24 protein-coding genes and 1 pseudogene are annotated in these 26,404 nt (G+C 59.4%); 8 read left to right on the top strand and 17 right to left on the bottom strand.

What is annotated here, in order from left to right; all coding sequences use genetic code 11:
- The first annotated feature begins 10 nt into the window (after positions 1-10).
- From HBA49_RS04540 to HBA49_RS04530, 3 genes are all read left to right on the top strand, one after another.
- Positions 11-1,309, top strand: coding sequence for an MFS transporter (locus HBA49_RS04540; protein WP_005525866.1), 1,299 nt, complete (start codon positions 11-13; stop codon positions 1,307-1,309).
- A 37-nt stretch (positions 1,310-1,346) separates the two neighbouring features.
- Positions 1,347-2,840: an ABC transporter substrate-binding protein gene (locus tag HBA49_RS04535; RefSeq protein ID WP_005526513.1), complete on the top strand. Its 1,494-nt coding sequence runs from the start codon at positions 1,347-1,349 to the stop codon at positions 2,838-2,840.
- A 72-nt stretch (positions 2,841-2,912) separates the two neighbouring features.
- Positions 2,913-4,718, top strand: a complete 1,806-nt coding sequence (locus HBA49_RS04530) for an ABC transporter permease subunit (protein WP_225866012.1) — start codon at positions 2,913-2,915, stop codon at positions 4,716-4,718.
- Here the strand turns inward: HBA49_RS04530 and HBA49_RS04525 are convergent.
- Together HBA49_RS04525 and dxr are read right to left on the bottom strand one after the other, a co-directional pair.
- Positions 4,715-5,926: a M50 family metallopeptidase gene (locus tag HBA49_RS04525; RefSeq protein ID WP_005526347.1), complete on the bottom strand. Its 1,212-nt coding sequence runs from the start codon at positions 5,924-5,926 to the stop codon at positions 4,715-4,717. The two genes, HBA49_RS04530 and HBA49_RS04525, sit on opposite strands and share 4 nt — an antisense overlap.
- Before the next feature lie 77 nt (positions 5,927-6,003).
- Positions 6,004-7,173, bottom strand: coding sequence for a 1-deoxy-D-xylulose-5-phosphate reductoisomerase (dxr, locus tag HBA49_RS04520; RefSeq protein ID WP_005526537.1), 1,170 nt, complete (start codon positions 7,171-7,173; stop codon positions 6,004-6,006).
- A gap of 411 nt (positions 7,174-7,584) precedes the next feature.
- Between dxr and HBA49_RS04515 the strand changes: the two genes are divergently transcribed.
- Both HBA49_RS04515 and HBA49_RS04510 read left to right on the top strand, forming a co-directional pair.
- Positions 7,585-8,010: a DUF2631 domain-containing protein gene (locus HBA49_RS04515; protein ID WP_005525750.1), complete on the top strand. Its 426-nt coding sequence runs from the start codon at positions 7,585-7,587 to the stop codon at positions 8,008-8,010.
- A 299-nt stretch (positions 8,011-8,309) separates the two neighbouring features.
- A complete protein-coding gene (locus HBA49_RS04510; RefSeq protein WP_005525582.1) occupies positions 8,310-9,887 on the top strand; it encodes a CAP domain-containing protein in 1,578 nt (525 codons plus the stop codon).
- Here HBA49_RS04510 and rlmN read toward each other — a convergent pair.
- A complete protein-coding gene (gene rlmN / locus HBA49_RS04505; protein ID WP_081455693.1) occupies positions 9,884-10,990 on the bottom strand; it encodes a dual-specificity RNA methyltransferase RlmN in 1,107 nt (368 codons plus the stop codon). The genes HBA49_RS04510 and rlmN overlap by 4 nt on opposite strands.
- 210 nt (positions 10,991-11,200) lie before the next feature.
- On the opposite strand from rlmN, the gene HBA49_RS12865 reads away from it, so the two are divergent.
- Positions 11,201-11,794, top strand: coding sequence for a LapA family protein (locus HBA49_RS12865; RefSeq protein ID WP_338080829.1), 594 nt, complete (start codon positions 11,201-11,203; stop codon positions 11,792-11,794).
- 152 nt (positions 11,795-11,946) lie between these two features.
- Here the strand turns inward: HBA49_RS12865 and HBA49_RS04495 are convergent, their stop codons facing one another.
- The 5 genes from HBA49_RS04495 to rpsB form a co-directional block, all read right to left on the bottom strand.
- The gene (locus HBA49_RS04495; protein WP_005525993.1) at positions 11,947-12,912 is read right to left on the bottom strand and encodes a phosphatidate cytidylyltransferase; all 966 of its coding nucleotides are present in this window, start codon (positions 12,910-12,912) and stop codon (positions 11,947-11,949) included.
- A gap of 196 nt (positions 12,913-13,108) precedes the next feature.
- On the bottom strand, positions 13,109-13,666 hold the full coding sequence (gene frr / locus HBA49_RS04490; protein ID WP_005526295.1) for a ribosome recycling factor: 558 nt from the start codon (positions 13,664-13,666) through the stop codon (positions 13,109-13,111).
- 159 nt (positions 13,667-13,825) lie between these two features.
- The gene (pyrH, locus tag HBA49_RS04485; RefSeq protein ID WP_005520710.1) at positions 13,826-14,557 is read right to left on the bottom strand and encodes a UMP kinase; all 732 of its coding nucleotides are present in this window, start codon (positions 14,555-14,557) and stop codon (positions 13,826-13,828) included.
- Positions 14,558-14,711: 154 nt separating this feature from the next.
- Complete coding sequence (gene tsf / locus HBA49_RS04480; protein ID WP_005520707.1) at positions 14,712-15,539, bottom strand: translation elongation factor Ts; 828 nt, start codon at positions 15,537-15,539, stop codon at positions 14,712-14,714.
- Positions 15,540-15,652: 113 nt separating this feature from the next.
- Complete coding sequence (gene rpsB / locus HBA49_RS04475) at positions 15,653-16,543, bottom strand: 30S ribosomal protein S2 (protein ID WP_005525949.1); 891 nt, start codon at positions 16,541-16,543, stop codon at positions 15,653-15,655.
- 483 nt (positions 16,544-17,026) lie between these two features.
- Here rpsB and HBA49_RS04470 point away from each other — a divergent pair, with 483 nt between their 5' ends.
- A complete protein-coding gene (locus HBA49_RS04470) occupies positions 17,027-17,659 on the top strand; it encodes a murein hydrolase activator EnvC family protein (RefSeq protein WP_005525968.1) in 633 nt (210 codons plus the stop codon).
- Here HBA49_RS04470 and HBA49_RS04465 read toward each other — a convergent pair.
- From HBA49_RS04465 to lepB, 7 genes and pseudogenes are all read right to left on the bottom strand, one after another.
- Complete coding sequence (locus HBA49_RS04465; RefSeq protein ID WP_005526468.1) at positions 17,656-18,651, bottom strand: tyrosine recombinase XerC; 996 nt, start codon at positions 18,649-18,651, stop codon at positions 17,656-17,658. The genes HBA49_RS04470 and HBA49_RS04465 overlap by 4 nt on opposite strands.
- Before the next feature lie 319 nt (positions 18,652-18,970).
- The gene (gene dprA, locus HBA49_RS04460) at positions 18,971-20,188 is read right to left on the bottom strand and encodes a DNA-processing protein DprA (protein WP_005526202.1); all 1,218 of its coding nucleotides are present in this window, start codon (positions 20,186-20,188) and stop codon (positions 18,971-18,973) included.
- A complete protein-coding gene (locus tag HBA49_RS04455; RefSeq protein ID WP_005525689.1) occupies positions 20,185-21,708 on the bottom strand; it encodes a YifB family Mg chelatase-like AAA ATPase in 1,524 nt (507 codons plus the stop codon). The genes dprA and HBA49_RS04455 overlap by 4 nt, the downstream gene beginning before the upstream one ends.
- Positions 21,695-22,165 (bottom strand): YraN family protein, encoded by a 471-nt coding sequence (locus HBA49_RS04450; protein ID WP_005525699.1) that lies wholly within the window; start codon positions 22,163-22,165, stop codon positions 21,695-21,697. The genes HBA49_RS04455 and HBA49_RS04450 overlap by 14 nt, the downstream gene beginning before the upstream one ends.
- Before the next feature lie 170 nt (positions 22,166-22,335).
- Positions 22,336-22,641, bottom strand: coding sequence for a DUF2469 domain-containing protein (locus HBA49_RS04445; RefSeq protein WP_005520690.1), 306 nt, complete (start codon positions 22,639-22,641; stop codon positions 22,336-22,338).
- A 23-nt stretch (positions 22,642-22,664) separates the two neighbouring features.
- The gene (locus tag HBA49_RS04440) at positions 22,665-23,375 is read right to left on the bottom strand and encodes a ribonuclease HII (RefSeq protein ID WP_005525524.1); all 711 of its coding nucleotides are present in this window, start codon (positions 23,373-23,375) and stop codon (positions 22,665-22,667) included.
- A gap of 58 nt (positions 23,376-23,433) precedes the next feature.
- Positions 23,434-24,227, bottom strand: a pseudogene (gene lepB, locus HBA49_RS04435) (signal peptidase I).
- Between the two features lie 266 nt (positions 24,228-24,493).
- Here lepB and HBA49_RS04430 point away from each other — a divergent pair.
- Entirely contained in the window at positions 24,494-24,976 is a 483-nt protein-coding gene (locus HBA49_RS04430) for a GyrI-like domain-containing protein (RefSeq protein WP_005520682.1), read from the top strand.
- A 61-nt stretch (positions 24,977-25,037) separates the two neighbouring features.
- Here HBA49_RS04430 and rplS read toward each other — a convergent pair whose 3' ends face one another.
- Positions 25,038-25,379: a 50S ribosomal protein L19 gene (gene rplS / locus HBA49_RS04425; protein ID WP_005520681.1), complete on the bottom strand. Its 342-nt coding sequence runs from the start codon at positions 25,377-25,379 to the stop codon at positions 25,038-25,040.
- Positions 25,380-25,559: 180 nt separating this feature from the next.
- A complete protein-coding gene (locus HBA49_RS04420) occupies positions 25,560-26,372 on the bottom strand; it encodes a YwiC-like family protein (RefSeq protein WP_005526094.1) in 813 nt (270 codons plus the stop codon).
- Positions 26,373-26,404 lie beyond the last annotated feature (32 nt).

Here is a 26,404-nt window from a genome sequence, read left to right as displayed (position 1 = left end):
GGATCCTACCTTGACTTCTCAAACTCGTATCGGCAGGTCAGCGCTCACCACCCAGCTTCGTAGTTTTCGCCGCCTCCCCTTGGCGGTGCGGTTGCTGTTGTTCACCGAAATGATGTTCAACATTGGTTTTTACCTGGTGGTGCCGTTTTTGGCTACATATATGTCGGAGTCATTGGCCGCCACCGGCACCATGATTGGTTTGGTGCTGGGACTACGCACGTTCAGCCAGCAGGGGCTGTTTTTCCTGGGCGGGGCGCTGACCGATAGGTTTGGGGTGAAGAGAATCCTGCTGATTGGTATCACCATACGCATTATTGGTTTCGTCGCCGCCGGCCTGTCGCACACCACGATGCAGCTCATGGTTGCGGTCATCCTCATTGGGTTCGCCGCGGCGCTCTTCTCTCCCGCCGCCGAGGCATCGTTCGCGGTTGCCGGCCGGGAGGCGGAGGATGAAGGCATTATTACCCGGTCTGATTTATTTGCCCTCGACGCCTTGTTTTTGCGCATTGGGGCGCTCATCGGCCCGGTGTTGGGTGCTTTGCTGTTAAGCAGTGGTTTTGATGTCATGTGTTTCATTGCGGCCGGGATTTTTGGGATTCTGCTTGTCAGCCATGCGATTATCATCCCCGCCGTGGATACGCCCGCCGGTGAACCGCTCTTGGCCAGCCTCACCACGGTTTTGCGTAACCCGCTGTTTCTGGTGTTTGCCTTGTTTTATAGCACGGGGCTGGTTACCTATAACCAGCAGTATCTGCTGCTCCCCATCGAGTTGGAGCGGGCCACCGGCTCCCAGTCCGCCTTGGGGTGGATGTTCGTGTTTGCCAGTGTTTTGGTGTTGACGCTGCAAATGCCGCTTGCCGCCTGGGCGCAGCGGCGTTCCACAGCCACCTCGCTCATGGTGGGGTTTGGGGCCATGGCCTTGTGTTTCGCCATTGTGGCGGTGGCCGCTCCGTTCCCGCCATTTTCGGGGGTTGGGGCGCTTATCCCGGCGCTCATGATGTTGGTTTTCCTGCACGTGGGGCAGATGATTGCCCTGCCCATCGCCCGGGATCTGGTGGGGATTATTGCCGCGGAGAAGCATGTGGGCACCTATTTTGGGTTCCTTAACTCGTTTGGCGGGTTGGCGGTGCTCATTAGTTCCCTGGTGTTGGGCAGGTTGGAGGATTGGGCGAAGACCCCGCAGCCGCCGGCAACTGTCCCATGGTTGCTGCTCACCGCGGCATTATTGTTGTCTACGGTCGCATTGCCGAAAATTGCGGTCATTGCGACGAGGCGTCGTAAAGCATTGGTGGAATCGGTGACCGACTGATTTCGCCGCAACTATCACTACATCGTAAGGAGTATTCATGTTTTTGTCTGTGAATCGTCGGATCGTGGCGCTCACGGCGGCTGTCATGTGCACGCTGCCGCTCACTGCCTGCTTCACTGAGGATAATTCCGTGACCGGCAATAACATCAAGGTGTCGTGGCCGTTTAAGCCGGTTGCGTCGCTGTCCCCGTTTTCCGATGATGCGCTTTTGAACACCCGCCTGGGTATCGCGGAAACGCTTGTCACCTTGGATTCGGAGGGGAAGCCGGCGCCTGGGCTGGCCGAGTCGTGGGAAACCCCTGATGCGAAAACCGTGGTGTTTAAGCTGCGTGAGGGGGTGAAGTTCCATGATGGCACGGAGCTTACGGCGAAGACGGTGGCGAACTCGATCACCAAGGCGCTGGAGGCGGCGTCGCGGCCCAAGGGGTTGGGCAAGGCGAACCTAACCGTGACGGAGAAAGGCGACCTGGAGGTGGAGGTTACCTCGGATAAGGATGATCCGATTCTGCCGCAGCGTTTCACCGATTCAGGCACGGTGATTCTGGCCGAGTCCGCCTACGAGGGGGATAATCCGTCTCTTGTGGGCACCGGCACCGGCCCGTTTAAGGTAACCTCGGCGACCAATGATGAGGTAAAGACCGAGGCGTTTGCCGACTATTGGGGTGGTAAACCGCAGCTTGATGGGGTGACCACTACGTTCAGCGAGGATGGTTCGGCTCGGGCTCGGGCGATCCAATCCGGTGAGGTGTCGCTTACCCAGGGCATTCCCATTTCGCAGGTGGCTGGGTTGGGCGATGGTGTGAAAACCGATTTTGTTCCTATCCCCCGCGGCACCTACCTGCATTTGAACACGAAGAAGGGGGTGTTCGCGGATCCGGGGTTACGGGCCCGCGTCGCAGAGGTGGTTGACCCGGGCACCGTGGTGAAGGATATTTACGAGGACCATGCGGAAAATCCCAAGGGGGCGCTTTTCGCACAAACCAGCGAGTGGGCGAAGAGCGTGGTGTCGAAGAATTCCCTGGCTGGCACCACCGAGCCGGAACCAAACACGAAGATTAGGCTGGCAACCTGGAATTCCCGACCGGAGTTGCCGGAGGCCGCCACGGTTATTGCGGACCAGCTTCGCACCGCCGGTTTTGATGTGGAGGTTGTGGTCAAACCGTATAATGCTATCGAAAGCGCCATCTTGGGGGGAGATTTCGACGTGGTGTTAGGCAACCGCGGCTATGGGCTGGGGGCTGCGGACCCGGTGTCTTTCCTCATGAGCGACTATGGGTGTGATGGTAGCTATAACCTGTCGCAGTACTGCAACGCAGACATTGATACGGAATTGCAGTCAGCTTCCGAGATCACCGACCTTGACGAACGGTATACCAAGGCGGCGGAGATCAGCGCGAAAATTGTTGCCGATAATGCGGTGATCCCCATTGCCCACGAAAATTCGGTGATTTCCACGAAGAACCTCGATGGTATCGCCATGGATACCTATGAGCGGAAACTACTCACCAAAGACACCAAAATAGCCCAATAATATCCACCCAAGAACCCACGAAGCCCAAGGGCTCAAAAGGCATTGGGGGTAGTGGAGAAGGAGCGGCCGACCGTGGCCCAGACGCACCAATCATCACAAACTCATCATCAGGCGGATTCGGAGCCACGCCCGAATCCGGTTGTGCGGTTCCTCCGACAGCTGGTATTCCCGGCATTGCTGCTTCTTGGCAGTGCTTTTGTCACCGCGATCCTGCCGTTTTTAGACGGCAGTGACCTGGCACATGCGGTGTTTCGGGCCCGCGAGGCCGAGCGGGAACCCGACCCGGAGGTGTTGGATGCTATTCGCACCGAGCTTGATTTGCCCGACACCGCGGCCGACGGTGTGGCGTCTTGGTTCGGCAAGGCACTCCACGGGGATTTCGGGGTGAGCTGGGTGGATCCGTCGCAGCCGGCGGCACAGGTAGCGCTTTCAGGTTTCGGGGTGTCGATCACCATTGCGGCAACCTCCACGATTGTGGCAACGCTCATCGCCTTGCTGTTGGTGTGGCCGCGGATTCGGGCCGTGGTGGCGGGCAAGAAATCCCGCACCTCCCATATTTTAGGCATGGCGATTCTTGGGGCCCTCCCGGAATTTGTGCTGGCGGTCACCTTGCTGGTTGTGGTTGCGGTGCAGTGGAAACTGCTGCCAATTAGTGGGTTTTCCTCCCCCCGGCACATGATTTTGCCGGTGTTGTCCCTGGCTCTCCCGTCGTCGGGTCTGCTGGGTCGTATTTTGCTTATCACCATCGACCAGGTGGCACAGGAGGAGTGGGTGCGGGCGTGGCGGCTCAATGGGGTGGAGAAGCGCACTATATCTTTGGCGTTGGTGCAGCGAAGCATGGCGGTACTGATGCCGCAGATTGTGCTGTTTTTCGCCGGCACGTTGGTGGCAACCTCGTTGGTGGAAACCACGTTTAACATTCCGGGTCTGGGGCTTACCGGGGTGCAGGCGGCCCGGGATCGGGACATTCCGGTGTTGCAGGTGATTGTGCTGGTGGCTGTGGTGATTGGTCTTATAGCTGGTGGGGTGTCGCAGTGGCTGCGCCGCCGACTATTGGCGCCACTGCTTCATTCCGCCACGAGTTATTCCTCCCAATTATCGCCGCAGCATAAACCGCGGGGTGGTTGGCTGCTTATTGCGGTGCTTGTCCCGTTTGTCCTGCTGTTGATAATGGCGGTCGTCACCCCGGGTACCACGATTGATTCGGCCCATAAGTTGCTGCCGCCGTCCATGGAGCACCCCTTGGGCACGGATCAGGTGGGGCGGGATTTGGTGACCCGCATTGCTCTGGGCATGGTGGTGAGCCTGGGGGTGGCGGTGCTGGTGACCGCCATCTGTGCAATCATTGGGTGCGCGTTGGGGTTGGCGGGCGCCTGGGTGGCCAAGTTGGGGGACGCACTGAATGCGCTACCAGCGGTGTTCATTGGGGTGATTCTGGCCGGCGTGTTTGGGTCGTCGCAGACCACCGCCGCCATTGCGGTGATGTGCGTGGGGTGGATTCCCTTGGCGGCACACACCGCAGCCGTGGTGGAGGAGGCGAAGACCACCGGGTTTTACCGGTGGGCGGAGCTGCAGGGTGCCGATCGGTGGCGACTGTTGCGGGTGCACACGTGGCCGACCTTGTGGCCGGCGGTGGTGCGGCATGCCGCATCCCGGATCGCGCATAATGCGTTGGCGCTGGTCAGCCTGGGGTTCTTGGGGCTTGGTGCCGCGCATGATTCCCCGAACTGGGGCAAGATTTTATCCGAGTCGGTGAATTATGTGGACCGCGCCCCGTGGATGATGCTCGCCCCCACCATCCTCCTGATCCTGCTGGGGGTGGCGTCGGCCCTGACGACCGACACGAATCTCGCTTTGCGACGTCGTAACACGGCCTAGCCGAATAGTTGGACTGGGCTCACGATATCCGCCACGATCACGATGATGCCCACCCCGGCCAACAGTGCCGCCACGGCAACCGTCAATGGGATCAGTTTGTCGTAATTGACCGGTCCCATTGGCGCCAACCCCCGAAGCTTTCGAACAAAGTCACGCACACGCTCGTAGAGGACGACGGCAATATGCCCACCGTCCAACGGCGGCAATGGCACCAGGTTGAAGAATGCCAGGAAGAAATTCAGGCTGGCCAGCAGCAGGAAGAACATGGGCCAGGCGGAGTGCTCCGCCAATACCCCACCAACGTGGGAGGCTCCCACCACGCTGATCGGGCCGTCGGCCTCCCGCTCGGCGCCGAAGATTGATGCGACAACGCCGGGAAGCTTCGCCGGGAACGACGCCAAACCATCCAGGGTTGCCGTCACCAGGGAGCCGGCAAACCCAGCAGTGGCCCCAATGGCCGTGACCGGCCCGTAGGAGACGAAGAGTTCCACTGGTTTACTGGTCACGCCAATAGCGCCCACGGTGTGTTCCCGCCCGGTTTCGTCAAGCCGGCTCGCGGACTCCACGGCAACGGGCAGATCAAGTTTCTGGTCGCCGCGCTCCACATGCAGCGTGATTGTTTGATTCGGACGGGTCTTCACATATTCGCGTAACTGTTCGAACGATTGCAGGGAGGTGCTGTCCACCCCCACGATCCGGTCGCCCGCCTTCACTCCACCGGCGGCTGCCGGGCCACTACCGGTGCAGGGGGCCAGATTTTTAGCATCTAATTGCCGGGGGGCGACACACCCCACCTCCCCCACCACCGCCGTGGTGTCCGGGTTTTGGTTCGGCAGCCCCGATGTGACCGCCAACCCATAGAGGATGATGAGCGCTATCAATAGGTTCATGATAATGCCACCCAACAGCACAATAATGCGCTGCCACCAGGGTTTATTCCGCATGGCCCGGGGTTCGTCTTCGGGATCGACCTCGTCCTGGTTGGTCATGCCCACAATGTCACAGAACCCGCCGAGTGGAATGGCTTTCAGCCCGTAAACGGTTTCACCCCGCTGAAACGAGAACACCTCGGGCCCGAACCCCACAAAAAACCGGCGCACTTTCATGCCGTAATATCGGGCGGCGGTAAAGTGCCCCCATTCGTGCAAAGCAATGGTGAAGGCGATCCCCAGGGCAAAGAGAAGTACGCCGGTGAAATACGACATCATAACAGGTAGTGGTGATCCTTATCTTGTCTTGGTGTGGTCATGTCGGTACGGTCAGGTAGCCATGCGGGTCCCGCCTCCTAACGCATGATGGTGGCCAGGTAGCGGTCGGCCAGGCTCCGTGCCTCTTTCTCACACTCTAGAACCTCCATGATCGATTCCGGAGTTCTGGCGAAGGCCTCGGCGTGGCTTAATATTTCTGACACGGTATCAACGATTTGGGGGAAGGCAATCCGGCCAGCAAGGAATTGGGCGGCGGCCTGCTCATTGGCTGCATTGTACACTGCCGGCAGCATGCCCCCATAGGTGGCAACCTGGCGGGCCAATTGCACTGCGGGAAACGCCTCATTATCAACGGGCATGAATTCCCAATTTGTGGTGGTGGCGGCGCTGAAATCCAGGGCGGGTTGGGCGCCGGGCACCCGGTACGGCCAGTGGAGGGCCAGGGCAATGGGAAGTTTCATTGATGGCGGGGATGCCTGGGCGATGGTGGCGCCATCGGTGAAGGTCACCATGGAGTGCACAATGGATTGGGGGTGCACGGTGACATCAATCCGTTCGGCAGGCACGTCGAAAAGCAGGCTGGCTTCGATAAGTTCCAACCCCTTATTCACTAGGGTGGCGGAGTTGAGGGTGTTCATCTGCCCCATGGACCAGGTGGGGTGGGCGGCGGCCTGCTCGGGGGTCACATCCCACATTTGTTGCCGAGTCCAGCCGCGGAACGGGCCGCCGGAGGCGGTGAGCACAATGCGATCAACCTCGGTTCTCGACCCGGCACGCAGGCATTGGGCCATGGCGGAGTGCTCGGAGTCGACGGGAATGATTTGGCCGGGGGCGGCGGATTCGGTGACAAGCGTGCCCCCGGCGACGAGGGATTCTTTATTGGCAAGGGCGAGGGTAGCGCCGACTTCGATGGTGGCCATGGTGGCGGCGAGCCCGAGGGATCCGACCAGCGCGTTGAGGACGGTATCGCAGGGGATGGCTTTCACCAGGTCAGCGGCGGCGGTGGCGCCGGTGCGGACGGCACCGCCGAGGGCGGCGGCGATAGTTTCGGCCGCTTGGGGGTTGGCGACAGCAATGTGGTCGGGGTTGAGCCGCAGGGCTTGGGCTTGGTCGATGATGAGCTGGGGGTTTCGGCCGGCGGCCGCGATTCCGACGACGTGGAATTTGTCGGGGTTGTCGGCGATGACTTGGAGTGCTTGGGTGCCAATGGATCCGGTGCTGCCGAGGATAATTACGTGTTTGACCATATTTCCTATTGTTTCACTTTTGTTTTGCTTGTGGTTTTTATTTGTTGCTGTTTGGTTATTGCTGATGGGTGGGGTGATTATGGATGAAGCCTGGTGGCCACGTTAGCGACACTAGCAGGCACTAGTTGGTGTAATAGTCAACTAAGGGTTACCCCCTATCGTGTACCTACTTTAGGTTGATTATTTTTCTTCCGGGGGTGATTTTGCGTGTTTACACTGGTCGTCTTTGCTGGGTGGGGTGCTGTAATCATAATATGTGCTGCATTAATGTCGCTTTATGCCGGTAGTTGTGTAAAAATTAGGGGGAAATCTAGTTCATCACACATTCTCGCGTAGCTATGTTTTTTTCATTTAGTTGTGTTGATTCCCCTACACCATCAGCTTGCGCCGGATTGAGATAAGGAGAAGAACGTGGCCGGTTCTCATCATGAGATTGCCCCCGAAGTTCATAATGGTGTTTCCACCTTAGATGAGCCTTCCGCCGCTTGGGGTTGGCATCACATTGGTCAAAATGCGGTGCAGATTGCCGGTTGGATCAGCGTGTTTGTGTTGCTTGGGTATAATTTTGGCAACCATAAGGGGCATGTTGAGACCATTTTCTTGTTTGTGTTTGCGGCGTTGATTGCGGTTGGGCTGCTTATTCAGTTGTTTGAGCCGAAGGGGACACAGGCACGGACGTTGACGGCCCATAATAAGCCGATTGGCCATGTAGAGCCGGATTGGACGTATTTGCAGGCTACCTGCACTGGCCCTTATGCGGAGTTGACGGATAAGGAATTGCGGGCGCTGAATATTGAGCCGTCGCGGGTTGCGCATCTTCGGTCGTTAGAGAAGTGATGTTATAGCTGACCGTCGTGGTTTCGCTGTTTATCGTGGTACTGCTCCCCTTATTGGGGGGCAGTTTTTATTAGGTAATTGGTTAAGAATTGATAACATAATTCCGGCAACAAGCAGGATAATCGCTTGGCTAATTGGGCTGGTAAATGGGCATTTTAGAATCCGAAGGGGGTATTTACCAGGGGTTTTTTAGAGTTTTAAATAAATACTAAATATTAATTTTAGGGTTATTTTGGTCTAGACTTAAGGCCATCCCGAAGAGGGCTTCGGATTAGATACATTCGTCGAGGAGAGGTCTCATGTCCCATCATTCCCTACCAAAAAAGTGGCGGCGCAGTGCCGTCACAGTTGTCCTTGTTCCCAGCCTCATGTGCGGTGGTCACGCGGTTATTACCCCCACCGCATCGGCCGCACCGGGGAGCTCCGCGGGGAGCAGCAACGTAGGCAGCACCGGCAGCGCAGCATTGCCGGGGATTCCCGATAACATCATCCGGGTGTTGGGCCCGGCATTGCCGATCGTGGCTTTCCTTGCGACGGTCTTTGCTGCGGCAACCGCATTCTCCCGATCCGGCTCCCACACCTCACACATCTCCAGCACCAGCACGAATCCCTCCCCCAGCGCCTCGGCTGAGGCCACCACCAGCGGGTCGCAGCAGCCAACAACCCCCAGCACCAGTGTTGAGGCCCCCGCACCTGCCGCGTCGGAGCATCCGACCGTGACTGCCGAGGCGGCACGCCCCGTCCAGACGAATGGGACCGTAAACCAGGGGTCGAAGACTGGTTCTTCCAGCCCTAATAATCGGGGTGCCGGCACCACCGGTGGGGCGTCGACAAGCACAGCCCCGTGGAAACCGGAGGCCGGGACGGAAGACACGAGCCAGCAAATCCAGCGGCTGCTTGATGCAATCAACAAACCCCGGATAGCAAAGCATCTACAGCCGGTGACGTTGGATACCGCGTTGAGCGCGAAGCAACAGGCCCGGGCCGACGAGTTTTTAAAGAGCGGCGGTCGGGTGTTTGACGATTCGGGTTCCGTTGTGATTGTCAGCGGCCCGGACCCGGTGGAGTCCTACCAGAAAACCCTGAAAGAGCAGGATTATTTCCGTCAACTGGCGGAACGGCCGGATGTCACCAAGGTGGGTATTGGTCTGGCCGGCAATGAGGATGGCTCCTGGTGGGGTGGCTTTGTGCACTTCCAGTCGGAGGGCGAGGCCCTGTCAACCAATGAGCAGCGCATGACGAAGCTGGTGGAAAAGCTCAATGCGGCACGGGCCGCCCGGGGTGCCGGCGCGTTGCAGTTGGCTCCCTCGTTCAACCCGGAGGAACAGCAGTGGGCTCAGCACATGAAGGACCAAAATAAGGCCTACTACCAGGGTTATTTCCGGGCTGTGGGCCGTAACCGCGACCCGCTGGCCGTGGTGGATTCGTGGGACACCCCTGGTTTCCGGGAAATTCTCACCGGGAAGAAATACACGCATGTGGCGATCGGCCTGGTGCAAAGCGGCAACGAATGGTTCGTGTCGGCGCGGCCGCTCACTTCCGGCCAAATAGCCAGCGACCAGCAGCGTATCGACACCATTGTGCGGCAGATCAATGCGGAGCGGGCGAAGAAAAACCTCGCCGCGCTCACCCTTGATGCTAAGTTGAGCGCTAGCATGCAAAGCGATGCCGAGAAGTTCAGCCGAACTGAACGTGTGGAGTTCCCCATGCCGCGGCGGGTGGTGTTTGATCTGACAGCTGACCCCACCGAGTCCGTGGCCACATGGTTGGGAGACAAAGACAGCCGCGACGTCATCATGAATCCGAAGGCCACCAAGGTGGGGGTGGCGCTGGCGCAGAATAATGGGCTGTTCGGCGTCGCAGGAATCATCAACTAGGCGGTAGCGCGGTTTTCGGCGGCGAGCTGCCCGCAGGCGGCGGCGATTTCCTGCCCCTTCGTGTCCCGAACGGTGCAGGTCACCCCCTGGGCAATGACCCGGCGCACGAACTCCGCCTGCTGCTCCCGCGGCGAGGCATCCCACTTCGAGCCCGGGGTCGGGTTCAGCGGAATGAGATTCACATGGGCTTTCGACCCCAGGGCCTTGTGCAGCTTTTTGCCCAACAGATCGGCCCGCCACCCCTGGTCATTAATGTCCCGGATGAGGGCGTATTCAATGGAGACCCGCCGACCAGACCGATCCGCGTAATAGGCAGCGGCATCCAGCACTTCGGCCACGGACCAGCGATTATTCACCGGAACCAGGGTGTCCCGAAGCTCATCGTCAGGGGTGTGCAGAGAAACCGCCAAGGTGACCGAGAGGTTTTCGTCGGCAAGCTTGCGGATCATCGGGGCCATCCCCACCGTCGATACGGTCACATTGCGCTGCGATATCCCAAACCCTTGGGGCACGGGGGCGGTGATTTGCCGCACCGCGGACACCACCCGCTTATAGTTCGCCAACGGCTCCCCCATACCCATGAACACAATGTTCGAGAGCCGACTTCCCTCGGCCACCATGGTGCGGGCCGCCGACCGAACCTGGTCGATGATTTCCCCGGTGGAAAGGTTACGGTCCAACCCCGCCTGGCCGGTAGCGCAGAACGGGCAGGCCATGCCGCACCCCGCCTGGGAGGAAATGCACAGGGTGGCGCGGTTGGGGTAGCGCATGAGCACGGATTCCAGCAGGGTTCCATCATGCAACCGCCACAGGGTTTTGTGGGTTTCCCCATCATCCGCTGTCACCTGCCGCACCGGGGTCATGAGCGTGGGAAATAATGCTTCGGCAACAGCATCTCGAACCGCGGCGGGCAGGTCCGTCATGGTACGCGGATCGGCCTCTAGCCGGCCATAATAGTGTTTGGCCAGCTGGTTTGCCCGAAATTTCGGCAGGCCTAAATCCGCCAGGGCCGCAATCCGCTGGTCTGGGGTGAGGTCGGCGAAATGTTTCGGCGGCATGGCGCGCCGGGGTGTGGAGAAATTCAAGGGGATGGGTGTAGGCATAACCCACACATCATGCCATGTTTTCTTCCCCACGTCGATTTGACGTATCATCACTGATCCCATTGCGGTTCTCCGGCGCGGCTTTGCGACGGCCACGGTATCGGATGTGCAGACACATAGAAAATCATATACTTGTACTATGAAGAACCTATATCCCAGAAAAATCCCGGAAAAATTGCGTTCCTGCGGTAACTAAAGTTGAATAAAGTTATGGCTAAAGACCCCATGAACAATCCCACACATTCTGATGTGCCATCTGAGCCGCTTCAAAACTCAACAAAATCAGGCGCCTCGAACTCTGCAAAACAGTCGCCTGCCGCCGCCGGAACCCCAACTTTCCCGACTTCTGTGGAATCCCAGGAGTCCGCTCCAACGCACCCGACTGCGGACACGGCATCCCACACGGCAGCTAAGAAATCGGCTAAGAAATCGGCCGAACCCCTGGCAAAACCAACTTACCCGGCAATGGAAGCCAAGCAGCCGTCCGGGGTGCAAGGATCCTTCGCCGGCGGCACCTGGATTGCCCTGATCGCCGGCGCCCTACTGCTCATTATGCTACTGGTATTTATCATGCAAAACCAGGATCAAGTAGATCTAGTACTGTTTGCCTGGAATTTCCGGTTCCCGGCCGGGATCGGTTTCTTGTTGGCCGCCATCAGCGGGGCGCTCATTATGGCATTGGTGGGTGGTGTGCGGATGTTCCAGCTGCGCCGCCAAATCATTAAAACCGACAAGCACCTTGTCGAAACCGTCAATAGCATCCGTGCCACCGGCGGGGAGCCAGGTAAGGAAACCACCCGATAGGCTGTGGCGATACCGCGGCACTCCGTGGGCACCGGGTTGGCAGGAAATGGTTTATATTGCGGCCAACAGGTCACCCATGCTGGTACGAGCCGAGGGGCCACCGATAGAAAGCATAGTTGGCACCCACCCCGCCATGAATTGTCCACCCCCGCTTATATTGCAATGACCGAAAGCACTAGCCAGGTCACCATGGCTGAGGGCAACATGCCGTCGAGCCGATCCATGACTCCCCCATGCCCGGGGACCATGCCGGACATGTCTTTGATCCCTAATTCACGTTTGAACTGGGACTCCAATAGGTCACCCAGGGTGGCGCACACCGCCAGCCCGAACCCTAGGAGTATCCCCCACCACCAGTCGTAATACAGGAGGTTGCTCACCATAAGCGCCCCCACCACGGCGCTGGAAATGGTGGATCCGGCGAAACCTTCCCAGGATTTTTTGGGGCTGACCGTGGGCGCCATGGGGTGGGATCCGAACATTACCCCGGCAATGTATCCGCCGGTGTCGGAGGCGATGACGCACAGCATGAATGTGATGATGAACATGGATCCGGGCACGTCGTCATGCCCGCGCAGCAAACTCATCATGGCGGCGAAACTGCCGAACAGGGGAATCCATGTCAGTATAAACACTCCCATGGAAGTGTCACGCACATAATTTTTCGGCCCCTGCCGTTCCGGCTTCCCCTGCTCTTCCGACTGACTTAGCTGGGCAGGTGTCCCAGGGTCGGTGCCGCCCTGCTGTGGCTGCGGGTTGCGTTGTTCTGCGACTGGCCCGGCATAAAACAGTCGGGAAAACATGAGCAGCAGCACGGCGGCAACAAAACCAGACACCAACCCGGTCGTGCCGAACGGCCACGAAAGCCACAGCATCAATTGCCCGCCGAAGAGTAGGCACCAGCGTTGCACCACATAGCCGGCCTCGGTGACTCGGGTGATTACTTCCCACTGCCCGGAAAATATGGCGAGCGCCACAAGCGGGTACCAGCCGAAGGGGATGACGAAGATAGCGAGAAGCACAATGGTAAACAGACCAATGCCCACAGGAATGGCGACCTTCAAATCACGGCCGGCCGAATTTTTGGGCTTGGGTATATGGGGTGGGGTTTTCTTCATCGTGCTCCACGTCTATCGGGGTTTGGCGTTGGTGCCATGTGGCGGCAGCCGCCACGAGCAAGGGGTTTCTAGCAAAGAATCCCCAGGATTATGTGCTCATCCCTGGGGATCACTCATGCAATAATTATGCAGCAATCATGCGGTAACACGTGGTTACGGCAGGTAAGCGTAAGCAATTCTTGGCGCGTATCCGTGCTTACACTTCCATGAGTTCTGCTTCTTTTTTCTGCACCACTTCATCGACGGCGGCCACATATTTTTGGGTGACCTTATCAAGTTCCTTTTCGGCTGCCTGCACTTCGTCTTCGCCAGCATCGCCATCCTTGTGGATTTTCTTCAGCTGGTCCATGCCCTTGCGGCGCACGTTGCGGATGGCGATTTTACCGTCCTCGCCTTTGGACTTAGCGAGCTTCACCATGTCGCGGCGGCGTTCCTCGGTCAGCTGGGGGATGGTCACGCGCAGCACCTGACCGTCGTTGGTGGGGTTCACGCCCAGGTCCGAGTTGCGGATGGCATTTTCGATCACGCCCATCATGGACATTTCGTAGGGTTTGATGAGCATCATGCGGGCTTCTGGCACCGACACTGTGGCCATTTGGGTGATGGGGGTGGGCACGCCATAATAATCGGCGACCACCCCGTTGAACATGGCGGGATTGGCTCGGCCGGTGCGAATGGTGGTGAGTTCTTCGCGGGTGCGGTCCACGGTGGTGCTCATGTGTTCTTCGCATTCCAGCAAAATTTCGTCGATCATGGTGAATTCCTTTATATGAGGCAGGTTGAAATGGGCAGGTTGACGTGTGTCTTCCTTCATTTAGGCTAGCAACAAGCGGTAGGCAAGCAGAAATTATCACAGCCCACCCAGGGCATAAGATTTGCTACAGCTTTGAGCTTGTCGACGCCTACCGGTCGGCTAGGATTGCACCAGTGTGCCGATCTGCGCCCCCGAGCAGGCGCGGGCAATATTGCCCTCTTCTAAAAGGTTGAACACGAGAATCGGCATGTTATTGTCCATACACAGCGAAAATGCCGTGGCGTCGGCCACCCGCAGGCCTCGTTCGATGACTTCCCGCGGTGTGATGTCGGAGAAAAATTCCGCATCCGGGTTGGTGCGGGGATCATCGGAGTACACGCCATCGACTGCTTTGGCCATGAGCAGCACTTCGCAGTCGATTTCCAGGGCGCGTTGCGCCGCGGTGGTGTCGGTGGAAAAGTACGGCATGCCCATGCCGGCGCCGAAAATGACCACGCGCCCCTTTTCCAGGTGGCGTTTCGCCCGCAGCGGCAGATAGGGTTCAGCCACTTGGGCCATGTTGATGGCGGTTTGGACCCGGCAGTCTATGCCTTCTTGTTCCAAGAAATCCTGCAGCGCCAAACAGTTCATGACTGTGCCGAGCATGCCCATGTAGTCGGATCGGTTCCGATCCAACCCGCGTTGTTGCAGTTGTGCGCCGCGGAAGAAGTTACCGCCACCAATAACAACCGCCACCTGCACCCCATCACGGGCCACACTGGCTATCTGCCGTGCCACATTAGAAACCACATCGGGATCAATACCTACCGACCCGCCGCCGAACATTTCACCTCCCAGTTTCAGCATTACACGTTGGTAACCACCGGAGCGTTTGGTGAGATTATCGGTCATTGGTGTATCTATACCTTCCCATTGCTATGAGCTTGTCGACGACCCCAAAGTCTACCTGTTATAGGGGCACATTACCCACACGCTGTGCCGGCTTGAGTCGTCGAAAAGCGAAAAAATGCCCCCATGTAGTGCATGGGGGTGGTGATGTCGGCGCCTAGTTTTGGCCGACTTCAAACCGAACGAACCCGGTCAGGGTTGCGCCGGCGGCATCCATGAGCTGCTTCACGGACTTCTTGTTGTCGGCAACCGACGGCTGTTCCAGCAGCACAACGTCCTTGTAGAAGCCGTTCAGGCGACCCTCAACGATCTTCGGAATGGCCTGCTCGGGCTTGCCTTCCTGGCGGGTGATTTCTTCCGCAATGGCGCGCTCCTTGTCCACGACCTCGGCCGGAACGTCTTCGCGGGTCAGGTAGCGGGCCTTCAGGGCAGCAACCTGCAGTGCGGCATTGTGGGCGGCAGCCTCGGCGTCGGCACCGTCACCCTTGTAGGCTACGAGCACGCCCACTGCGGGGGGCAGGCCTGCGGCACGCTGGTGCAGGTACACGGACACGTGATCGCCTTCGAGGGTGGCGACACGGCGCAGCTGCATTTTCTCGCCAATCTTGGCGGACAGTTCCAGGATGGCTTCGCCGGCGGGCTTGCCATCAACCTCAACAGCAGCCAGCTCTTCCGGGGTGTTGGCCTTGGCTGCTGCGGCGGCGTCGGCAACTTTCTGGGCGAATTCAATGAATTCGGCGCTCTTAGCCACGAAGTCGGTTTCGGCATTGACCTCAACCAGGGTGGTGCCGGACACGGCAATCAAACCTTCTAGGGCGTTGCGCTCGGCGCGCTTGCCCACGTCTTTAGCGCCTTTGATGCGCAGGATTTCGACGGCCTTGTCAAAGTCACCATCGGTCTCGACCAGTGCTTTCTTGCAGTCGCTCATGCCAGCGCCGGTGACCTCGCGGAGCTTCTTAACATCTGCTGCGGTGAAATTCGCCATGGTAGGGGCGATCCTCCTCGGTAAATGGGGATGGGAAAATAATGGGGTATGGGCATTGAAGCCCTCAACAACAAATGTTGTGATGAGGGCTTCGCGGCTTATTTTACCGAATATTATTCGGCGGGGGTTGCCTTGTCCTCGGCGGCTTTGGCTTCGGCGGCGACCTCAGCGGAGGCCTCAACCTTAGCTGCGACCTCGGCGGGTGCCTCAACCTTGGCGGCTACCTCGGTAGGGGCCTCGACCTTGGCGGCGACCTCAACGGCTTCTTCCCGCTGCGAATCGCCGGCAGCGTCCTTGGCGGCGGCCAAAGCGCGCTCTTCCCGAGCCTTCTTGCCTTCAATCACGGCTGCGGAGATCACGCGGGTCAGCACGGCAATGGAACGAATAGCATCGTCGTTGCCGGGAACCGGGTAGTTGACTACATCGGGGTCGCAGTTGGTGTCAAGAATGGCCACCACGGGAATGTTCAGCTTGTGTGCCTCATTGACGGCAATGTGTTCCTTGTTGGTGTCGACAACCCACAGGGCAGACGGAACCTTATGCATCTCGGCAATGCCGCCGAGCACCCGCTCCAGCTTGGTGCGTTCCCGGGTCAGCATGAGGATTTCCTTCTTGGTGCGACCCTCAAAACCGCCCTCAGACTCCATTGCCTGCAATTCCTTCATGCGGTGCAGACGCTTCGACACGGTCTGGAAGTTGGTGAGCATACCGCCCAACCACCGGTGGTTCACATAAGGCATGCCAATACGCTTAGCCTCTTCCTGGATGGGTTCCTGGGCCTGTTTCTTGGTGCCAACATACAAAATGGTGCCGCCGTGGGCGACGGTTTCCTTGACGAACTCGAAAGCCTCATCAATGTAGGTGAGGGTTTGTTGCAGGTCAATGATGTAGATGCCGTTGCGTTCGGTGAAGATGAAGCGGCGCATCTTCGGGTTCCAACGGCGGGTCTGATGGCCGAAGTGCACACCAGAGTCCAGAAGCTCGCGCATGGTAACGACTGCCATGATGATGCTTCCTTTCTATAATTTTAAGAGTTTTGGTTATGGAAATTGTGTGGGTTTTGCCCACACCCTAGCGACCAGCACCGCCTGAAACACCACAATGATATGGACCATGTTTCGAGGATTTCGGCACCTGCAACCCCCACCGCAATTCCCCCGAGGGAAGATGAGGGCGCGGGTTCGTGATCGCGCGTATTTTTCTTGGTACATGCGTCGGGGTTGCCCCGGGGGTACCGCGGCCACGAATGACACACCACCAGCGAGTCATCGTAGTCTTTTCTCCCCACGAAAACAAATGTGTACCGCCAGCTATATTGAGCTTTACGACGCCCCGGCGCCGCACACCTTCATACCCCACCGTAAAGTTATCCACAGGTCCACGCCACAGGCGCACCAGAAGCATGTTTCTGCACCACCTGTACCGGTTTCCACAGGCGGTTTTCCGGCCGCTGGCGGTGGCACCAAAGCCGGGGTGAGCCTGGAGGCATGACCTTACAACAAACCTCACAACACATGGCCTTTGATGGGACGCACCAGGCTGTGACAAGCTGCTACAGGTTTCGCCCACCGCTCCTCTTCCTGCTGTTCATGGTCGTGCTCATGATGGTATCCACTCCCCCACCTGCCACCGCTAACCCCAGCCAGCCACAAATTACACGATCCACGCATCCTGCCTCACCACACACCGGCCACCCCACAGGATTCACCAATCCAGTCACCCGCCTGCCTCGGCCCAATCGTGTGCTGCGCACCTTTAACAAACCGGCGAAAAACTGGCTACCCGGACACCGTGGCGTGGACCTGGAGGCCGCCCCCACCGACCCGATTTATGCCGCGGGTGACGGGACCGTCATCTACGCCGGGATACTGGCCGGCATCCCCACCGTGTCAATCGAACACCCAGGCGGATTGCGTACCACGTATCAGCCGGTGCTGCCCCTCGTCGCGGTGGGTGATACCGTGACTGGACAGCAACCTATTGGCACGCTCGCGCCGGGCGGCACTCACGGCTACCCAGGATTGCAGTGGGGCGCCAAATTCGGGGCGGACGACTACATCAACCCGCTAACCCTGCTGCCGGCACCAGTGATTCGCCTCAAGCCCCCACCGAGCGCTTAGGCCCGGGGGTGCGCCTGGTTATATGCCTGCTTTAACCGGGTGGTACTCACGTGGGTATAGATCTGGGTGGTTTGCAGCGAGGAATGGCCGAGGAGTTCCTGCACGACCCGCAGGTCGGCGCCACCATCGAGCATGTGTGTTGCCGCGCTGTGCCGCAGGGAGTGCGGGCCCAGACCGTCAACGCCGAGTTGTTCACCGGCCCGCGCCACCACGGTGCGCACCATCCGAGGATCAATCCGCCCACCCCGGGCCCCGAGAAACAGGGCGTTGTGAGCCGGTTTTTTCGGATTAAGCAGGTGGGGGCGGCCATGGTCGCGCCACGCCTTGAGCGCGGAAGCGGCAGGGTCCCCAAAGGGGACGACACGTTGTTTATTCCCCTTCCCGGTGACTTTGACGGTGTTTCGGGAATAGTTCACGTCCGCAAGATCAATGCCGCAGAGTTCGGACACCCGGATGCCGGTCGCATACAGAAGTTCCAGCATGGCGGTGTCTCGTAAATATTCCGGTTCCGTGGTCGCTTGTGACGACACCATCAGGGTTTCGGCTGCGGTGGGCGTGACCACCGTGGGCAGCGACCGCCCCGACTTGGGCACCGCCAGGCGCGCCGCCACATTGGTGTCGAGGTAGCCTTGGCGCTCACACCAGCTGCTGAAGCTCCGGGCCGCGGCCGCCCGGCGCGCGATGGTAGCACGGGATTTACCGGCATCGACAGCGGCACCGAGCCAGGCCCGAAGATTCACCAGAGTGAAGTCTTCGAATGTGTGTGCGTGTCGGCAGAAGTCGATAAGGTCGCTGCGGTAACCGGCGACGGTGGCCGGGGAACGTCCCACAACAAGGTGAAGGTGTTCGGCGAAATCGGCGATGGCCTCCTGTAACTGCGTCGATGCTACCGGTTCCGACGCGGCGGCCGATGTTGCTTGGCTTTGTGTTGGAAACGACGAAAACGGAGCACCCGTGTGTGGTTGCTCCGTTTTCGTATCTGACTCACCCATAGTGCATAACCCTAGTGCCTGGGATGCCTCGTTGAGGGGATCACCGCGGCTTTTCTCGTCTTAAAGAACCAGCCCTGAACTTCAAGAAGAGATTTACTTAGGCTTGCCTATCCCACTTTAAAGTGCGTCGTTCGTTTATGCAACCCTTACTTCAAACTTTTTATGGATTTGGGTGCCGTGGGATGCGCCCGAAACCGCAAGCATTAAGGAAAACCGGCGATGACCAGCAGCACAACAATCACCACGCCAATATATGACTTATGACACAACCAAGGTATTGCGGTGTCTCCCCGCCGGACCAGGCCGGCTGCTGTTTTGGTTACCCGACCCCCGCATGTACCTCGCGGGGATCGGGAGAAACCGCACGCTGCCAGGCGTTTCCGTTTCGCTCCACCAGTCCTTGCTGCGCCAGTGACAGGAGCAGGTGCACGGTGAGCCCAATGGTCAGGCCGGCGTCGTGCGCAAGCTGGTCGGTGGGGATGGGCCGGGGACCGGTGGCGTCGTAAATGCGCATCTCATTCCGCGATAATTTCTGCACGGGGGTGGCGGCGAATTGCATTTCGTACTGTTCGCCCACGTCAATGTCGCCGATTTTGGCGAGGAGTTGGCGGACCTCGTCGGCGGAGCACACCATGGCCGCGTCGCCGTTTCGGATGCGCTCGTGGCAGCCCAGGGACTGGGCAGTGGTGATGGGGCCGGGCACGGCCATGGTGATTTTTCCGAAGGCGGCGGCCCAGCTTAGGGTGTTGAGCGCGCCGGAACGCCAGGCGGCTTCGATGATGACGGTGCCGGAGCTGAGGGCGGCAATGAGTCGGTTTCGGGTGAGGAACCGGTGCCGTTGCGGGGTGGCGCCGGGCGGGTATTCGCTGACCAGGGCCCCATTATGTTGGGCAATGGTGGTGAGCATGTCGTGGTTGCGGCGGGGGTATGGCCGGTCGAGTCCGCAGGCTTGCACGGCGATGGTTGTTCCGCCGCGGGCCAGCACCTCGGTGTGGGCGGCGCTGTCGATGCCGAAGGCGCCCCCGGAAATGATGGTCCAGTGGTGGTCGATGAGGCCGGCGCTGATGAGTCGGGCCGCGTGGGAACCATAGTTGCTGGCGGCGCGGGATCCCACGATGGATACGGCCTGGGCGCAGAGTTGCCGCAGGTTGCTGCCGCGTACCCATAGGGCGTGGGGTGGTACGGCGTCTTCCTGGTAGCTGCGTAGGGTGTCGCTTTTGCCGCTGGCGGCGAATCTGAAGGCGGCGTCGAGGGGTTCGGCGGGCCATTCGGGGTCGTCAGGGGTGACGAGTCTGCCGCCGATGGCGGCCATGGTTGTGAGGTCGGCTTTGGCCCGATCGTCCTGGTAGCGGGTGTGGGTGCGGGCGAGAATGTCGCCGAGCCAGGATTCGCGGCGGCGAATGCCCTGGGCGATGGCCTCGGGGTCGCGTCGGTTGTTAAGCAGGTTGGTGAGTTCCCGGCTGGGGCCTTCGAATACGCGCGATAGGTACGCCCACGCTTGTCGACGCTCATCTATAGGCGGTTGCGGGTTGGTCATAGTAGGTCTTCTCCTCTCAGGTCTAGTGCCTGTGCTATGTGGTCCAGAGTGGGGGTGGGATCGCCGGCCAGGTCGGCCAGGGTCCAGGCGAGTTTCAGCACCCGGTCAACCCCACGTTGGGTGATGTTTCCCATCATCAGGTAGCTGGCGAGCATGGCCATGCCGGCCTCGTCGGCGGGGAATTCTCGGCGCAGGACGCAGGGGTCCAGGGCGGCGGTGGTGATTTCGCCGTATCCGGCCTGCTGCCAGCGCCATCGGGCGCGGGCCCGGGCTTGGGCGACTCGTTCGGCTATGCGGCGGGAGGGTTCGCAGGTGGCGCCGCCGGTGACTAATGGCCCTTTGGTGTGGGTGTGGCTGAAAATATCGATGCGGTCCCGGAGTGGGCCGGAAAGGTTGGTGAGGTATTTGGCCCGCACGGTTGCGGGGCAGGTGCAGGCTTCTGGGGTTTCGGCGGCGCACCGGCAGGGGTTGGCGGCCATCACCAGTTGGAACCTGGCCGGAAACGTGAAGGTGCGGTGGGCCCGGTGGATTCGCACTTGGCCGTTTTCCATGGGTATGCGCAGTGAGTCTAGGATTTTTGCCGGTATTTCCGATACTTCGTCGAGGAAGAGCACGCCGTTGTGTGCCAGGCTGACGGCGCCTGGTTTGGGGGTTCCGGACCCGCCGCCGAGGAGGGCGGCCGCGCTAATGGAGTGGTGGGGCGCTATGTAGGGGGCGGTGGTGACGACGTGGTCGGTGGTGGTTCCGGCTATGGAGTGCACGACGGTGGATTCCACCTGTTCCGCCTGGGTCAGTGGCGGGAGCAGGGTGGGGATGCGTTCGGCGATCATGGATTTGCCGGAGCCGCGGGGGCCGATGAGTAGGAGGTTGTGGCCACCGGCGGCGGCTACTTCCGCGGCGAATTTTGCCTCGTGTTGGCCGGCCACCTGGTTCATGTCGAGATGCCTGTTGGTGTGGGGCGGATCGGACGGCTTGCCTGGGGTGATGTGGGCGAGTTCCGCCCGCCCATAGGTCCAGTCGATGATGTGGGTGATGGAGGTGGCGGTGAACACATCAATTCCGGGGCAGAGGAGGGCTTCGTGGGCGTTTCCTTCCGGGATGATGACGGTTTCTACCCCGGCGGCGCTGGCCGCCAGGACGGCGGGCAGGATGCCGGGCACGGCCCGGAGGCGACCGTCGAATCCGATTTCGCCAAGCACCATGGTGTTGGCGAGGCTGGCGCGCACCCGGGCATCGGGGTGGGTTGCGGAGAGAATGGCGACGGCGATGGCGGCGTCGAAGTGGGAGCCGGTTTTGGGAACATCGCTGGGGAGGAGGCTCACCATGATCTTGGTTTTGGGCCAGGTGAGTTTTGAATTTTGGGCGGCGATTTTAATGCGATCCCGGGCCTGGTTGACCGCCGCGGAGGCGAGGCCCACAATGTGGGTTCCGGGGAGGCCGGCACCGATGTTGGCTTCTACTTCAACGAGTTGGGCGGCCACACCGTTGAGGGTCACGCTGAGGGTTTTAGCGAGCGCCATCGTCAACCCCGATGTAGCGTTGCACGCTGGCCAGGCCGGTGGGGTCTAAGTATATGGCCACCACGTCGAACCGCACCTCGGACCATGGGACGTGGCGTTCGGTAAGCCACCGGTAGGCGGCCCGGTGCATGCGGTGGAGTTTGCGTGGGGTCACGGCCTCGGCAATGCCGAAGTCTAGGGTGGTTCGGGTTTTCACTTCGATGAAAACGATGGTGCTGTTGGGGTCGGGGGCGCGGGCGATGACGTCGAGTTCACCCACGGGATAGCGCACATTGCGGGCGAGAATCCGGTAGCCTTCGTCACGGTAAAACTGGGCGGCGGTGGCTTCGCCGAGTTCGCCAACCCGGTGGGCAAGATGGCTGCGATATGCCCGATTGGTGCTTCTGGGTTGCCGCCGGGGTCGGGGTTTCGGTGGCGTGGCGGATGGTTCCGGGGTTTGTTGGAGGGGCTGGTTCATGGGGCACCGCTGCTTTCTTGGGGGTGGGGATGGCTAATCCCCACCCTGCTCGCCCTGTAGCGGTGTGTCGAGGAATTGGCGAAAAAATCGTGCCCCTGTGGATAACTTTTTTCAGCAGGTGTGCCGAGCTGGGGTTTTCATGGCGATTGCGGAAACCAGGGGCATCTATTTTACTCCGGTATGATGAGGTCCGGCTTGTCGAGTTCTTCGATATTCACATCCTTGTAGGTGATGACTCGCACATAGCGGACAAACCGGACCGAACGATACATGTCCCACACCCATGCATCGGACATGCGCACTTCATAGTAGACGTCGTTTCCTTGGGTGTGGGGTATGAGCTCTACGGCGTTTGCCAGGTAGAAGCGACGTTCGGTTTCTACCACATACGAGAATTGGCTTACCACATCCCGATATTCCCGGTAGAGGGAGAGTTCTACTTCTGCTTCGTAGTTTTCGAGTTCCTCGGCGCTCATTGCTGGTTATCCCACCTTGTTTTTTAGAATAAAAACTGTTCGCCACCCGCGGTGGTGTGTGCCTCACCTGGGGTTGGTTTTTGGGTGTGTGTTGGTGTCTGCCCTAACCACTCCGAATGTGCGGCGGCTACATTTGCATAACTATAACGATGAACCGGGCTTGCCCCGTAACGGCGCACCGCAGTCATGTGCACCTTCGTGCCGTACCCCTTGTGGCTAGCGAATTCGTAGCGGGGGTAGGTTTCGGCGAGTTCCGCCATGACCAGATCGCGGGCGTGTTTGGCCAACACGGAGGCGGCGGAAATACAGCGGGCTGCGGCGTCGCCGCCGATGATGGGCAGGTAGCTGCAGGCGAAACCGTCGACTTTGAGGGCGTCGGTGAGCACATACCCGGGTTGTACATCCAATAATGCCACCACCCGCCGCATGCCGAACACATTGGCGTGTTGGATGCCATATTGGTCAATGTCGGCCGCGGAAATGTGAAGAATGGACCAGGCCACCGCGTGGTGTTGAATAAGCGGGAAAAGCGCGGCCCGGGTGGCCGCCGATAGTTTTTTCGAATCCGTGAGCCGGGAAAGCGCGGCCAATGGTTGCGGCGGCAAAATGCAGGCGGCGATGGTGATGGGTCCGGCGCAGGCCCCGCGGCCGGCCTCGTCCACGCCGGCAACCGGGCCAAGCCCGGCTTGGTGCAGCGCTACTTCGAAGGTGCGGTGGTGTTTGAGAACACGCATGGTGGTTCGTGGTTACTCTGATCCGTCATACCTTGGGGCATCGACAAGCGACACGACATCAGCCTTGAATGTTCGGGTCGGCGACGCTACCAATGTGGTTGAACGGCAGAATGATCCACTGTACTTTGCCTTTCACGTTTTCCAGCGGGATGGTGCCCTGGTATTCGTCACCCAGGTGGTAGCGGGAGTCGGAGGAGTTGGTGCGGTTATCACCCATCATAAAGAGCCGACCCTGGGGCACGGTGATGGGCCCGAAATAATTGCCGCCACACGCATCGGAGCCCACCCTATGGTCGATGGGGTTTTGCGGCGGGTTCAGAATGTAGGAGTCGTCTACCTTCTTACCGTTCACCATGATTCCGGGGTCGCCCTGTAAGCATTGAACGGTTTGACCACCCGTGGCGATCACCCGTTTGACCAGGTTATTCTCCCCGGCGCCGCGAATCCCAGCCAGGTGCCCACGGTTTCGAGGCCCCGCATGATGGGGTTGGTGGCGTAGTGAGGGACGAAGCTGGCGTTCCAGGAGGGGGTGCCTTCGAACACAATGACGTCTCCGGGTTTGGGGTCGCTGAATCGGTAGGTGATTTTCTCTACGACGATTCGGTCGCCGACGCAGCCGGTACAGCCGTGCAGTGTGGGTTCCATGGAGGAGCTGGGAATCAAGTAGAGTCGCCCGACGAAGGTTTGGAGCAGCGACATGAAGATGACGGTAATGAGTATTACCACGGGGATTTCGATATACCAGGGGGTGGGTTTTTTCTCTGGTTTTTCCGCGGTTTTATCCCTGGGTTTTTCGCGGTTTCGCGCTGATTTCCGGCCAGATTTTGCGCCGGTTTCTTCACTGGTTTCCACAGCATGTGACGGGGAAGCGTCAGTGGTTTCTTCGTTGTTATCGGAGCTTTCCTGCTGATTCACAAGGACTGAGCTTAGCAGGGTTAAGCGCTAAGCTGCGAGTTCGTTATGTATTCCTACCCACGGTTGTCAGCAGCGGTATGGGTGGGGGTTTATCACCAAAGTTTTATAGAACACACAGTCACATCATGGGTGCTGCCCATACACTGAGAGGATAGTAAATTTGGTATCAGCTGAGCGATATTTTTTCCGTAGAAGGGCTATGTATGCTGGAGTTTGTTGAGGTGCCGCAGCGGTATGTTGTGGGGGTGCGGCGTCAGGTTTCCGCCGAGGAGTTATCCGATTTGCACGAACATGCGTTCAATGAGACTGCGGAGGTGTTGGCGCAGGCTCAGGCCCAACCTGGCACGTCGTGTTGCTATTTTTTTGCGGCTACCCCTCAGGTGGATCTGTTGGCCGGTTTTGAGGTTCCGGTGGAGCAGGTGGCGCAGGTGCAGGAGGCTGCTACGGCGCGGGGGTTGGCGATTCACCGGTTTCCGCCGAGCGCTGCGGCGAAGGCTGTGCATAATGATTCTTATGAGTCGTTGCCGGATGCGCGGCAGGCGTTTACGGCGGAGGTTGCGCAGGTGCCGAGCGAGCACCCGGATGGGGCGTTGGCGCCGATTTCGTGGGAGGAGTATGTGAGCGCACCCTCCGATGATGACCCGTCGGCAGGCTATGTGACGGAGTTATACCGATCATTGCCATAGGGGAAAACAAAAAACCCCACCACCATTGAGAGCCCAAGGTGATGGGGTGGCGCCGTGAAACTTAGCGCTTTTCCTTGATCTTGGCTGCCTTGCCGCGCAGGTCACGCAGGTAGTACAGCTTGGCGCGCCGGACTTTACCGCGAGACACGACCTCGATCTTGTCGATATTGGGGCTGTGTACCGGGAAGGTACGTTCCACGCCGATGCCGAAGGAGATTTTCCGGACGGTGAAGGTTTCCCGAACACCACTGCCCTGACGGCGAATGACAACGCCCTTGAAAACCTGGATACGCGACTTGGTGCCTTCGATCACTTTGACGTGCACGTTGAGGGTGTCGCCCGGGTGGAATGTGGGAATATCGTCGCGCAATGAGGCTGCATCAACTTTGTCAAGAATGTTCATGTTTGGAAATACCTTTTCTTTCTGGGACAGAGGATTCTAGCGGCGCTTTTCACTCGGCCGATTCGTGTCCGCGACATGGCGTGATGGCTGGTGAAACCAGACAACTGGCCCATTATGACATATGCATGCTGTTGGTGCCAAACTTGCTTTGCGACGCCCTCACGTCGGCGGCACCTGGGGTTATGGGAATGCTAATCCGTATGGCAGGGTGGCGAATACGAGGAGACTGTAGCCGATTTCCGGCATGCCGATGTTGCGGGGCCGCCAGGGGACGCCGCGATGTTTCGCTAGCAGCGGCATGGCGACGGCCCGGCCGGTGAGTAGCGCCCACACCAGCACGTGGGTCCAGTAGTTGTAGCCTTGTACCGCCAGTGCCGCCATGGCGAGGGTTGCGATCACGTGGACGGTGATGGAGCCGACGAACCAGGGGGTGGAGTTGCGTTCTCTGATGACGGTTTTCACGAAGGGGACGGTGGTGGCGAAGTAGGTGGTGAGCAGGGCGCACAAATACCAGCCCTTGGGTGCGATAGCGTCGGCCGCGAACCAGGGGTGAGGCATGTCCACGTTGATGGCGAGGGGAAGCACGAGGCAAGCAGCGGCGATAGCGACGAGTCGGGCGAGGAGCGAGCGCTCTTTTTTGGCCCAGGACAGGTAGAACGATGCGACGATGAGGGGAAGGTAGACGAGCCCCCACCACAGTAGGTGGGGTGCGCCGATGATGAGTATGAGGCTAAAGATCGCGGCGATGGCGCCGTAGGTGATGAGCGCCGGCCGGTAGCGGGGCTTGTACCGGAATTTGAGCCATTTTTCCGCCACTGCGAAGAAGAAAAATCCGCTGGTCCAGGCGATGACAAGCATGCCATGAAGCCAGGTGAGGGTGGGGGCGGACCAGAGTCCGAGGATGAGTGGGACGAATCCCATGGCCCAGGAGCCGTGTTGGTCAGTGACCCACCCGTTTTTAACTATGTTGTGAGAGCGGCGGCGCGAAGTCATACCTATGAACTATAGCCAACCACCACCAAAAG

This window comes from Corynebacterium matruchotii, assembly GCF_011612265.2.
GTDB lineage: Bacteria > Actinomycetota > Actinomycetes > Mycobacteriales > Mycobacteriaceae > Corynebacterium > Corynebacterium matruchotii.
Note: the sequence above shows the minus strand (reverse complement) of the source record. Positions and strands in the feature narration are given on the sequence as shown.